We start from the raw sequence: 12,397 nt of genomic DNA, 5'->3' as shown, positions 1-12,397 counted from the left end.
GTTTATGTATTTAAAGTGGCGTATACATCTATTTCTTCTACATAATTACCAGTAGTTCCCTTAAACTGATTTGCCTGTCGATTGGCTGATTTCGGTTCTCCTGCAGACCGTATAGTGCTTATTTCCCAACCACAATCTGCTAATGTTAAAGATTCTTTTATTAATTCACGAGGAGTCTTTTTTGATTTACTTGGTAATGCTCCAAAACGAATTGTTAATTTAGCATCTGGTGTACATCTATGTGCAGTATTGGCCCAAACTTTAGCCAAGTCGTTCACAAAGACTGATTCAGAACCATGTTTTAGTTGCGCACGATTTGTATAGTCTACCTGGTCGTTTCCTCCTAAAAACCAATTTCTTAACCATTGATCCTGTTCATATGTTGACATACCATAGTATGGAGGAGAAGTGATTACTCTGGTTATTTTATTTTCAAATGTATTTGTTAGCGATCTACTGTCTCCTAATAGGATAGCACCATCAACTTTCTTTACTTGATGTTCGTTAAATATATATTTGGATCGTCTTTCAACGAGATCTAATAAATTGACTTCTGTAGGGGAGAGTAGGTTTTTTCTCCAATATTGAATAGAGTAATTTGGTTTGGTAGAAAATGTACGTGGCATTTGATTAGATAAATATGAAGGTTGAGTCTTCATTCGGGGGCCATGTAAAATACCTAGAATTAAAGCTCTTAGTGAAATGTCGATATCATCCAATAATTCTTTATTAATAAAGTAATTCCGCAGTTGACATATGCTAATAAGGGTATTAGGGTGATAAGCCAATTCCCAAAAATCTCCTTGTGGAATATCTATAGCGTCATATTCATTAATAATATCAACACATCTTGAATATATATGATTTTGATCTACATACTGTAATTTTGATTGTGCAACCGCATGAGCTATCGGATTACTATCAACGCCATAAGAGCTCAGTCCCAATATTCGAGCAGCAAAATTAGTGGTACCTCTACCACAAAATGGATCGTAGATAATATCTGACTTTTTTGAGCTTTGTAATACCCGATATGGAAAAGACAGTGGAAACATCGTAAAATACGGGCAAATCGTATTTAATCGTATTTTTGGATCAAGTTTATTGTTTGTATCTATTTTTTTACGCACTATATATGGCTTTTAAAATCAGGTTAGTATAACAGGTTTCGTTAATTAAGTTTAGATATATTGACCTTAATTCCTTGAATCACCTTGTGTACTGTAGCTTGTTATATTTAGCATCCTCAACAAAAGGATAGAGGATACTTTTGTTCAATTCAATAGATTGATTTTTTCTTTTACTTTTAACTCACTCCTTAAACTCTAATGATATTAATTTGTAATATTCTTGTTTTCTACCTGGTCCTGATCTTTCTAGAGTATTTCCAGTCTTTTCGACATTCCTTTTCAGTTCATTTGAGAAAAGACCAGTTACTCGGGTAGGAGATATTAATTTCTCTTTAAGATCATCTGAGAGCGCATCGAAAACGTCTTTGGCAAGAAATTCCTTTTTTCTTTTAAATTTTTTCAAAGCGTCAAGTACAGCCTTATTTAATTCGAGTTTATTGTATTTTCCTTTAGATTCTGGTGGGCCACTTTCTGTTCTTTCGTTTATTGCTGTAATCGTTGCCTGAGGGAGTTGTGCCTTGTCGAGTGGGAAAAAATCCGGATTAACGAACTGATAATATCTTATTCCGAAGATTTGGGATATAGATTCAGCTTTAGTTATTGTTGGACCATTTTTCCCCTCTTTGATATTTTCGACAATATTTGTAGTAGCGTGCAGTAATTTTTTTATGTCTAATTCATAAAGACCATAGAAATCCATATAGTACTCCAGCGCTATTACGAACTCCTCAATGACACTTTTTGGACTCATATTTATTGAAAATATTTTTATATTTTGTATTTATTTGTTTACCTTTGATTTAGTTAATTGAAAAGCGACAAATAAGGGGAGAGCAAAACTCTCTACCTTAACGATGTCTCTCGTATGAGAAAACCGGCAAAATTTGACCAGCGAGAAGACTGCGAGTTCGCCATTATCTATTGGATTATTTCTATCTTTACAGATAAGTTATAGCCAATAGGGCGGGCTTCGTGCAGTTTTTTGGAGGTCAACGCAGAAAAATCTCGTGAAGATTATACTGCTGGGGTTCCTTTGCCGGTTTCCCTCAACCATTAAGCTCAGAAGTTCGCCCTATTGGTTTTTATACCAATTTGCCTTTCTTTAAGCTATTGAGCGTCATCGTTTTTATAAACATTAAATGATTATGAGACGATTAGAAACGACCAAAAAGAACCACTCAGACCCGATCCAGGATCGCTGTCACCGGTTTTTCCATTCACTATTTCAAAAAAATATTATCGCTCCGCCAGAGTAAGGTTGATATTTAGGTCTACAGAAAAGAGGGGGAGTTTCTTACAGTACTCTGCATTTAACTCACAGATTCCTCCGCTTCGGTCGGTTGCTCGTCCCGATTTCGGGATGACGACAAAAATGAAAGGAGACTGCTCTTAAGAGAGCACCCTATTTCTGAATACCAGCCACAGTACAATACGAAGAAAGTACAGTAGACTGATATCAATTATTTAATCTGACACATTAAAGATAGATATTACTTTCTACTGGTACAAATTTGTTTGTATGTCATATTGTATTTTTATTACAATGTGAAGGCTGGTACTTGTATTCTTTTTTTGAAATGCCACGCAGCTAACGTTTAAAACCAATTATGACCTCGATAGGTGGCATTCAAAAATCAAACTGATTTTTGAATCTGCAATGTACTAATCATTGCATAGTACCCTTAAAAAAATGAACATTCTTTTAAAGGCTGGGAGAGGACTGCCCTTTGGGCAGGGCTGTACTTGCCTGATAAAACAAAATAGATTGCTTCACTTCGCTTCCCGAAGTAAATTCCCGATTTTCGGGACAAGCGGGACACAGCGCAATGACGTGTCGCGTATATTAATAATTTTTTGTGTGTTGTTTACTGGCCTTTTGGTTTCTCCTGTCTTCGGGCAGGAGGCCAATGGCCTAAGACAGCTTTTATTGAGAGGTACGGTCTTCTCGACTTCGGATGGGAAGCCGATCGAAGGAGCTTCTGTAACCGTGGATAAGAAACACACGCTTACAGATAGGGAGGGAAGGTTTACCATCAGTGTGGATAAGCCTAAAGGAGTATTACTAACAAAACATATCGGATATAAGGAGCAACGGGTTGCCTATGAGAATACAGCTACATTATTGAATATCGCCCTACAGGCCAATGAAAAGCAGATCGAAGAAGTGGAAGTGGTATCCACTGGATATCAGAATATATCCAAAGAACGAGCTACGGGAAGCTTCGTACAGGTTGATAATAAGCTATTAAGTAGGAGAGTCTCGACCAATTTACTGGAGCGTCTCGATGGTGTCAGTAGCGGCGTGTTGTTTGATAAAAACCAGGTGGGAAACAATCAGGCTTTTGCCAATATAAGAGGCCGCTCTACACTGTTTGCCGACCCAAATCCATTGATAGTGGTCGACAACTTTCCTTTTCAGGGAGACATCAACACATTGAATCCAAATGATGTCGAGTCTATCACCATACTTAAGGATGCGGCCGCTGCATCGATATGGGGAGCTAAATCAGGTAATGGTGTCATCGTAATACAGACTAAGTCCGGTCGTGGTAGTCAACGGACCAAAGTAGATCTCAACAGTAATGTCACAATCACAGATAGACCCAATCTATTTTATCGACCACAACTGTCATCGAGTGAATATATTGATATGCAGGAATTTCTGTTTGAAAAAGGATACTATGCCGCAAGCCTGCGCAACGAGTACAGTTATATCCCGCAGGCAGTTGATATTTTTCAGAAACGTAAGCTGGAAGCCATTTCAGCAGATCAGGCCGAGATGCAACTCGGGCAGCTGAGGAGAAACCAAGTACGCAGTGATATCAAGGATCGTCTATATCGTACAGGAGTGAACCAACAGTACGCATTAAGTGTACAAGGGGGAAATGAACAATCTAACTTCTATCTGTCCGCTGGCTATGACAATAATATTGCTATGTCTAGGCCTAATGCTTCAAATAGAAAAACTTTGAATAGTAACTGGGCTAACAACTATTGGCAGAATAAGTTGGAACTTTCACTGGGACTGTCATACACACAGGCTGATGATAAGGGATCAGGTAATACCTACAACCCGCTGTCACCCTATGATCAGATTTTGGATGTTGACGGAAAATCTTTAGCAGTTTCATCGGGTGTACTTAGGGCAGATTATGTCGATTCTGTTGGTAAAGGTTTGTTGATGGATTGGAAATACCGCCCATTGGAGGAGTTAAATCTACACCGTACAGCGGCAGCGACCAAGATGTTGCGTACGAATCTGGCGCTTACTTATAGGCCAACAGCCGAGTTGAGCATCGTGGCGCGTTACCAGTATGCCGATCAGCAAGCCGAACGGGAGGTATTGGCAGAGGCCAATTCCTTTTATGCGAGACACTTGATCAATAGTTATACCCAGTACAATCCCACCACAGGAATTATAAAGTATCCGGTTCCTATGGGGGGCATTTTGGACAGGACTGAAAATTTTAATATCGAAAACTATGGTAGACTGCAGGCAAACTATGCCAAACGGCTGTTTGATGGTTTTCAGATCAATGTCTTGACAGGCCTTGAAATCAATGAAAGGAAGAATGGATACAACAGCTATAGGTATTATGGCTATAATCCGGAGACGGGCACCAATGCCAATACAATGATGAACTTTATAGATGCATTTCCATTGTACTATAACTCTTCTTCGTCCAGTAGGTTGCCCACTGGTGCTGGTCAAGGTGGGGGCGTGGACCGTTATCGTTCTTACTTTAGCAATGCTTCCATCACTTATCAGGAGCGTTATGTATGGACAGCTAGTGCAAGAAAAGATGCGTCTAATCTATTCGGTGTGAGTTCCAACCAAAAAGGTGTGCCATTGTGGTCTACAGGTTTGTTATGGAACCTGCACAACGAATCCTTCTTTGATATAGGGTGGATGAATAGAATGCAGGTCAAGGCGACCTTTGGTTATACAGGTAATGTAGACCGATCGGTTTCAGCACTGCTCACCTCTACCATAGGGCGTAGCAGTAGCAACGGCATCAATGAGTGGGGTACCTACTACACCGAAATTCTGAATCCTCCCAATCCATCCCTTCGATGGGAAAAGATCAAGAAGATGAATGTCGGTATGGTGTTCGGACTGTGGAATGATCGGGTTCGCGGTAGCCTGGACTACTATTATCATAAAGGGATTGATCTCATAGGCGACAGTCCTATAGCTCCACAGGTTGGACTGTCCAAATATAGAGGCAATTCGGCTCAGGTCAAGACCAATGGTGTTGATGTAGATATTACTTCGCGAAATATTCAATACAGAGATTTTAGCTGGACTTCACATTGGTTGTTCAATTGGATTAAGGACGAAATCGTAAGATATGATGCTGCAAAAGGCTCTAACCGTACCATTGTCGAATCCAATTGGTCTAACCCTCTTGTAGGTTATCCGCAGAATTCAATTTTTAGTTTTCCTTGGCAGGGTTTGGATAATCAAGGCTTGCCGATTGGGGTATTCAATGATCAGCCATCGTCCAATTATACCGCGATATTGAATCAGGTAGATCCATCCCGAATAAAATATCATGGCTCGGGGAGTCCCCGCTATTTTGGAAGTTGGCGTAACGATTTTCAGTGGAAATCTATTAATCTTTCCTTCAATATAACTTACAAAATGGATTATCATTTCCGAAGAAGAAATGTATTCAATGGTAGTTCCTATGGTTTTGCACAAGAGGGATATTCGGACAGGTGGCAGCAACCAGGTGATGAGCTGTCGACTTATATACCAGCACTGATGTATCCTATGAATGCAAACCGTTCCGCTTTTTTCAATAATGCGGAGATATTGGTAGAGCGAGGCGATCATATTCGACTGCAGGATATACAGCTTACTTATGATTTTGCTCTCAAACGCGCCATTGCGAATACAGTGGCAAGGATGCAGCTCTACGGCTACTTTAACAATGTAGCTGTATTATGGCGGGCCAATAAACAAGAAATAGATCCCAATAGCATTTCCAGTCCTCCAGTGCCTCAAAGCTGGTCTATCGGTTTCAAGGCTAATTTTTAAAAAATACAATTATGAAAACATTAAATATAATAGCATTGTTGTTTTGCCTGTCTTCCTGCGACAGTTCTTTTCTGGAGGTTAAGCCTTCAATGGAGATTGATTTATTAACCGATTATGATGATCTGGAAAATCTATTGGAAAATGGGTTTGTGTTCGGAAAAACCGGCAATCTGAAATTGGCGGCCTGTGATGATTATTATATAGTCAGTAGGAAGGACTATGATGCGATGCCCAGTATGACCGAAAAAAACGTGTACGTATGGAATGAAAGACCTTTTGCCGGAGAACCTAACCAAGCCGATTGGAACGGGCAGTATAAAGCTGTTTTTTATGCCAACGCTGTATTGGATCGATTGGCGGAAATAGACGATTCAGGCAACGGTAAACGTAGGGATTTTATAAGAGGAACGGCACTTTTCTACCGGGCATATGCTTATGCTGATATGGTTACCGCATTTTGTCCTGTCTTTGATCCAACAGATGAAGATGTTGGTAGTGGACTTCCGCTCCGTAGATCTGCAGATATCGACAAGATGGAGGGACGCTCTTCGGTACACCAGACCTACAGCTTTATTATTACAGATTTATTGGAGGCAGTCGACTTATTGGACGGCAAACCCTTTCCGCTGAATAATCCAAATAGAGCGTCTCAGGAGGCAGCTTTTGCTCTACTCGCACGCCTATATTTAGCCATGGGAGATTATCCTAATGCAACGTTATATGCAGACCACTGCCTACAGAAATATGATAAACTGATCGATTATAACAGTATCTGTCTAAGCTGTGCGACTCCATTTGAAAAGGATCTGTCCGAAGTGATCTATTTCTCTAATCACTATACCAATAATGCTTTTTTGACTTCCATCAATGAGATTTTATTTCTAGCAGTGGACACCTTGTTACTGGAAAAATATAGTCCACATGATCTTCGATTTCCGATTATGTACATGAAAAATAGGGTAGGTAACTACAATAAAAAAAGAGGGTATATCCTCGGTGGTGGCTATGATTTTTCAGGTTTGGCAACGGATGAAATCTACCTAATCAGAGCAGAAGGATATGCAAGGACAGGACAGCATGATTTGGCAATAGCAGATATCAATACATTACTTAAGAATCGGTTTGAAACGGGGAGGTATACGGATATTCAAAATATCCCAGACGATCAACTGTTAGAACTGATCTTGGACGAACGACGAAAAAGCCTGGCGTGGCGAGGTTTACGATGGTCTGATCTGAAAAGACTGAATAAAGAAGGTTGGAATATCAACCTATACAGGGATTTGGATGGAACCATGTTTCATCTTCCTCCCAATTCAAGCTTTTATGTATTTCCAATACCCGAAGAAGAAACCATTATTTCAACTGTTAAATAATCCTTTACTATGAAGAATCATATAACCACCATTTTATTTATCTTTTTAACGTATCCTATCTTTGCGAAAACTTCAATTACGGGAAGATTGGATGCGGACATATCTTCCGATGGGAAGGTTTATCTCGAAGTACATACCAATTATCTGTCAAAATTCAATTCATTCTATTCGCTGAATCTGTCGGATACAATAGATAGCAAGGGAAGATTCCATTTTGAGGTAGAAGATCCTGCAGCCTATTATTATATTAAGGTTTATTATGAAGGGGATTCGGGACTGCGCATTGAACTGGCTCACTTTCGGGGCAACCTTTTATTAATCGCAAAAGATTCTAAGCTCTATCTTAATGTTACGAATAGAGGTATCATACTATCGAATATTAATGAGGATTTATATCTTTTTCAACATAAATTACATCAAATAGATACTAAGAAAGGAGCGAAGACTAATACGACTGAAGCGGACTACAATAAAGAAATAAGTGAGTTAGAAGTCTGTTTACGTGAAATTGACTTTTTAGCACAAGCTTACAAAGAAAGATTGCCGAAAATAGCAGAGCTGCTTGCTTTCGATTATAAGTGTTTTAAAATATGGGGACTGATGAACTCGATGAGTTACAAAGCGTATGACAAACAAGGTGTTCGTTTAAACGATTTTGCTGTGAATACGGTTGAAAAAATAATGCATCTGGCAGATGAGTACTGTTCGGATAATTGGGATACCAAATTACTGTATAATTATGTTCATCTGCGATACCTGATTGAGCTGGAGAAAGCTGGATTAATGTCTGGAGTGACGAAAGATAAAGTTGATGTCAAGTTGTTTCATAACCTTAAACAAAGTTATAATGGGTATTTGCTGGATCAATTGCTAACTACTTTTTATCTGGATTACCTTGTAATTTATAATTCGCTAGCGGTAAGGGAGCCAGACTCCATTTTTAAGCTATTAAAGGCAGAAGAGTTACTTAATATCGCAAAACTTTCGCACGACAATAACGAAAAAGGCCGCCCTGTGTATCCTATTGTTTTAAAAGACGCGCTAGGGAATTCAGTTCCACTAAGTGACCTGAAAGGGAAAGTCATGTTAGTTGAATTTTGGTATAAGGGCTGTCGTGCCTGTATTGATTTGAGTAAGGCCTTGGAGAAAGAACTGGCCTGCTATGATAAGAAGGATAAGCTACTACATGTTACTGTCAATGTAGATCGCACTTTTGATAAATTTATCGAAGGTGTAAAGTCAGGACAATATACTAGCGACGGGACGTTGGACCTTTGGATCGGTCAGGATGGATATCAACATGAAATGTTGTCTAAATATAATTATTACGGTTATCCGCAGCTAATGTTGGTAGATAAGGATGGTAACTTGGTGACAGCATTTTTACCAAAACCTACTATTGTTGGTCGCACAAAAGAGTTTTTTGAAGTATTGAATAGTATATTATAGACCATAACTAAAATCTCCCGCATTTGCGGGAGATTAAAGAAGCTTTTTGATTTATATTATTTTGAAAAATCATATTGCTTATGATTATCACCTAATTGAGTCATCAATGGTAGATAATCGTTTAACTGGTCTAATGGTATTTCAGACGGCACCTGACCTGGTGCAGAACCAATCTCTGCCTCGGTCGTAAATGAACAAATTTCCGTTCCGGGAATACATTTGTTTGTATTATAATCTGTCACTTCCTCGTACTGTTCAGTGGCATTGTTGTATGCCAATACCCTTGTCGATTGGATAGGATCATCGCTCATTTTAAATGCGGAAAATCCTATTATAGCCGCTAAGGCAATCCCTGCCGTAGCGTATTTTTTTATGAATGCGATTGCTTTCATATCGAGGCCTTTTTTGTAATCTTAAAAAAAGTTTACCCCCACAAAAAACTCTAATTTCTTTAATCGTGACAGATACATTGCTTTTACGAGGGGTATCCATCCTGTTAGTACCTCGGGTGTTCTTTTGCAAGTTTGACGCGGAGCCCCACGTATCATAATTTATCTCCGTACCGGCCTGCCCGGGAATAGGGCAAAACGCATTTTAAACATTTTGACAACCGTGATGATATAAACCAGAAAACAGACAACATCCACTACGATATGCGATAAAAACAGTCGTATGGCTTTTCTCCATTTGTATCGTGATGGCACCGCCTTGGATGACTTATGATATAGGTACCACCCCATTAGGGACAGGAGCAATAGGAATATGTTGAGAACAAGATGCCAGGTCCAAGAGAGGCTGCTCAATGCGGAAGCACAACCACACGGTCGCTCGGTATACACGTCCAGTACACCCAAAGCAATATAGATCGAGAAGATAAAAAGCAACACAGCCGAAAGGAAGTAAGGATTCCATAAAAAAGCTGAGTAGCGTAGAAACTTACCTGATGTGAATGCGCTGTTTCCTCGCGGCACAAACAGGATGGCGATCGTTAGTTCGGTAACGGGCAGGAACCAAACAAGGATGTCTGCCCACCACTCTGGAAATGGCTGCTGGAGTAAGGAATGGTGGAATTGAGGCAGATCCCAAATCTTATCCATAGCTACATATAGCCAAAAGAGCATCAGAAATATCCGGATGCTGTGATGGGTGATATGTAGTATGGTCGCTTTCATCTTTGTATTACATTGCTTCATAATCCAAAGGTAGAGCGAATAACAGGGCAGGAGGTAGTCCTTACACGATTTGATAGGGGTTATAATACGACTTTTGGGGTGATTTTCAGATTATTATTGCTTTATCGTGCTTTTGTTTGTTGAATTTCAATAACAGATCAAAGCCATCGTATTGATAATATGGATGAGAGTTTTCTTATGCTCAAGGCACGGTAAGATGATACGTAAGTGGCTCTGAGTCTGGTGGTATTTCAATATTTTATTTCTTGGCTTGTTCATAATAATATGAGAAAAAATAACTACCTTTCATCATTAATCAAGTAAACTAACTTATGATATTGCAAGAGATAATCGGAGAAAGAGAGCTGCTCCAGCGCATTTCTGTAGGCGATGAGGAAGCTTTCGTAGAGATTTTTAGACATTATCAGGATCCCGTCTTTAAGGTTGTTTATAGTTATTTAAAGTCAACAGCACTTTCAGAAGAAGTATTGCAGGATATTTTTTTGAAGGTATGGCAGAAGCGGGATACCCTTGCAGATTTAGACAGTTTTAAAAACTGGTTGTTTATCGTGAGTCGCAATTACTTGGTCAACTATCTTCAAAAGCTGGCTAAGGATAAGGCTATGAGAGAACAGTGGATTACCGAACAGCCTATCTACGAGAATTCTACAGACTATCGTCTTCGCGAAAGGCACCTTGCCACTTATTTGCAGGAGATTATCAACCGATTGCCTCAGCAACAGCGCTTGGTATTCCAGTTGGCCAAAGAACAGTTTTTGACCTATGCCGAGATTGCCGAAGAGCTCGGAATTTCTCCCGGCACGGTACGTATACATATGAGCAGAGCATTGGGTAATATCCGCGAAGAACTTAAGAAATACGGTATGGAATACCTGTTATTGTATATCGTCACTTACCCTATCCTAAAATAATTTTAAAAAAAATACAACCTTCAGTATGAGGGCTGTCTGTTCTAACTGTCTTTACGTATAGATTGGGGATATAATGATCTTCAAGATTATAAACGTATGAGACAAGAAGACCGATTTGAACTATTATTACAGTCCTATTTAGCGGACGGATTGAGTATTGATGAGATAGATGAATTCTTTACCTATGTGGAAGAGCCCACCTATCGGTTACGACTTCAAGCTGCTATCGATGCCTCCTTTTTAGAGCCAGATTTTAATGGACCTAGTTTGTCTGTCAATAGACTGCGTTCGATAGAAAATCAGATATTAGGAAGGACGAGCAGACGCTTACCTTCTCTATCTTGGCGTATAGCCGCGGCTTGTATTATTCTGGCCTTATCCGCTTTGACCGTATGGAAAGTATTTTTTACATCTGCAGTCCTGATCGATCCCTATGAAGTAGTTTATCAGCGGGCCGAGCAGATTACAGCCCCATTGGATCAACAAGCCTATATCACGCTGGCCGATGGGCGGTCTGTTATATTAGACAGTCTATCTTCGGATCTTGCGCTCGGTCGTGATTTGCGAAGGACGGCGGAGGGTGTCCGTTATGAAGTTTCCGAAGAAGGATTAGACCCTATAACCTACAATACGCTGACCAATCCCCGTGGTAGTAAAATTGTACAGTTGGTATTGAGCGATGGTACAAAGGTATGGCTTAATGCCGGCAGCAGTCTACGTTACCCTACGCGATTTGCCCGAGGCAATAGAGCTGTGCATTTAGAGGGAGAGGGGTATTTTGATGTGCAACATGATAAAGAACGTCCTTTTTTTGTAAAACATAATACCCTTGAAGTACAGGTACTGGGCACACAGTTCAATATGAGCGTTTATAAAGACGACTCCCAGCACAAGGTTGCTCTACTGGAAGGAAGTGTAAAACTCCAGGCAGCTCAGGCGCCAGGGCAAGGACATATATCCCCTGTTTTATTATCCCCTGGAACAGAGGCCAGCATAAGACGTGGTGATCAGAAATTTGCGCTGAATCAGGTGAGCTTAGGCCAGATAGGAGCCTGGAAGGATGGACGCTTTGATTTTGAGGGGGTCGAGCTCAAAGATGCGATGCGGCAGATCGCCCGTTGGTATGATATTGACGTACAATACCAAGGCGCGTTGCCTCAGCTGGTCTTATCAGGAGACATCGACAGAACGACCAGCCTGAAGAGCTTTCTTATGATATTGCGGTCCTTGGGGCTGTCCCTGCATTTCGAAAACCGCGTACTCACGATTTATAACGAAAACCAATCCTAATATT

Annotated in this window: 9 protein-coding genes; 5 read left to right on the top strand and 4 right to left on the bottom strand. The window is 40.1% G+C overall.

What is annotated here, in order from left to right; all coding sequences use genetic code 11:
* Positions 1–2: 2 nt before the first annotated feature.
* Together M472_RS33640 and M472_RS33635 are read right to left on the bottom strand one after the other, a co-directional pair.
* Positions 3–1,130, bottom strand: a complete 1,128-nt coding sequence (locus M472_RS33640) for a DNA modification methylase (RefSeq protein WP_022829335.1) — start codon at positions 1,128–1,130, stop codon at positions 3–5.
* Positions 1,131–1,311: 181 nt separating this feature from the next.
* Positions 1,312–1,881, bottom strand: a complete 570-nt coding sequence (locus tag M472_RS33635; RefSeq protein WP_021070306.1) for a hypothetical protein — start codon at positions 1,879–1,881, stop codon at positions 1,312–1,314.
* Between the two features lie 939 nt (positions 1,882–2,820).
* Between M472_RS33635 and M472_RS33630 the strand changes: the two genes are divergently transcribed.
* Genes M472_RS33630 through M472_RS33620 form a run of 3 tightly spaced genes read left to right on the top strand, consistent with a single transcriptional unit; the run spans position 2,821 to position 8,999 of the window.
* Positions 2,821–6,174 carry a SusC/RagA family TonB-linked outer membrane protein gene (locus M472_RS33630; protein ID WP_081643149.1) on the top strand — a complete coding sequence of 1,118 codons (3,354 nt, stop codon included), beginning with the start codon at positions 2,821–2,823 and terminating at the stop codon, positions 6,172–6,174.
* Positions 6,175–6,185: 11 nt separating this feature from the next.
* Complete coding sequence (locus tag M472_RS33625; RefSeq protein WP_021070304.1) at positions 6,186–7,550, top strand: RagB/SusD family nutrient uptake outer membrane protein; 1,365 nt, start codon at positions 6,186–6,188, stop codon at positions 7,548–7,550.
* A gap of 9 nt (positions 7,551–7,559) precedes the next feature.
* The gene (locus tag M472_RS33620; RefSeq protein ID WP_021070303.1) at positions 7,560–8,999 is read left to right on the top strand and encodes a TlpA family protein disulfide reductase; all 1,440 of its coding nucleotides are present in this window, start codon (positions 7,560–7,562) and stop codon (positions 8,997–8,999) included.
* Positions 9,000–9,055: 56 nt separating this feature from the next.
* Here the strand turns inward: M472_RS33620 and M472_RS33615 are convergent, their stop codons facing one another.
* Together M472_RS33615 and M472_RS44505 are read right to left on the bottom strand one after the other, a co-directional pair.
* Complete coding sequence (locus M472_RS33615) at positions 9,056–9,391, bottom strand: hypothetical protein (protein WP_021070302.1); 336 nt, start codon at positions 9,389–9,391, stop codon at positions 9,056–9,058.
* A 159-nt stretch (positions 9,392–9,550) separates the two neighbouring features.
* Complete coding sequence (locus tag M472_RS44505; protein ID WP_021070301.1) at positions 9,551–10,192, bottom strand: MauE/DoxX family redox-associated membrane protein; 642 nt, start codon at positions 10,190–10,192, stop codon at positions 9,551–9,553.
* 311 nt (positions 10,193–10,503) lie between these two features.
* Between M472_RS44505 and M472_RS33605 the strand changes: the two genes are divergently transcribed.
* Positions 10,504–11,103 (top strand): RNA polymerase sigma factor, encoded by a 600-nt coding sequence (locus M472_RS33605; protein ID WP_021070300.1) that lies wholly within the window; start codon positions 10,504–10,506, stop codon positions 11,101–11,103.
* A gap of 96 nt (positions 11,104–11,199) precedes the next feature.
* Positions 11,200–12,393: a FecR family protein gene (locus tag M472_RS33600; RefSeq protein WP_021070299.1), complete on the top strand. Its 1,194-nt coding sequence runs from the start codon at positions 11,200–11,202 to the stop codon at positions 12,391–12,393.
* The last annotated feature ends 4 nt before the right edge of the window (positions 12,394–12,397 follow it).

It is taken from the genome of Sphingobacterium paucimobilis HER1398 (assembly GCF_000416985.1).
Taxonomy (GTDB): domain Bacteria; phylum Bacteroidota; class Bacteroidia; order Sphingobacteriales; family Sphingobacteriaceae; genus Sphingobacterium; species Sphingobacterium paucimobilis.
Note: the sequence above shows the minus strand (reverse complement) of the source record. Positions and strands in the feature narration are given on the sequence as shown.

Excerpts from the sequence above, each read along its gene's own strand:
- M472_RS33635 (WP_021070306.1), bottom strand. The coding sequence starts at position 1,881 with ATGAGTCCAAAAAGTGTCATTGAGGAGTTCGTAATAGCGCTGGAGTAC.
- M472_RS33630 (WP_081643149.1), top strand. The coding sequence starts at position 2,821 with ATGAACATTCTTTTAAAGGCTGGGAGAGGACTGCCCTTTGGGCAGGGC.
- M472_RS33625 (WP_021070304.1), top strand. The coding sequence starts at position 6,186 with ATGAAAACATTAAATATAATAGCATTGTTGTTTTGCCTGTCTTCCTGC.
- M472_RS33620 (WP_021070303.1), top strand. The coding sequence starts at position 7,560 with ATGAAGAATCATATAACCACCATTTTATTTATCTTTTTAACGTATCCT.
- M472_RS33615 (WP_021070302.1), bottom strand. The coding sequence starts at position 9,391 with ATGAAAGCAATCGCATTCATAAAAAAATACGCTACGGCAGGGATTGCC.
- M472_RS44505 (WP_021070301.1), bottom strand. The coding sequence starts at position 10,192 with ATGAAGCAATGTAATACAAAGATGAAAGCGACCATACTACATATCACC.
- M472_RS33605 (WP_021070300.1), top strand. The coding sequence starts at position 10,504 with ATGATATTGCAAGAGATAATCGGAGAAAGAGAGCTGCTCCAGCGCATT.
- M472_RS33600 (WP_021070299.1), top strand. The coding sequence starts at position 11,200 with ATGAGACAAGAAGACCGATTTGAACTATTATTACAGTCCTATTTAGCG.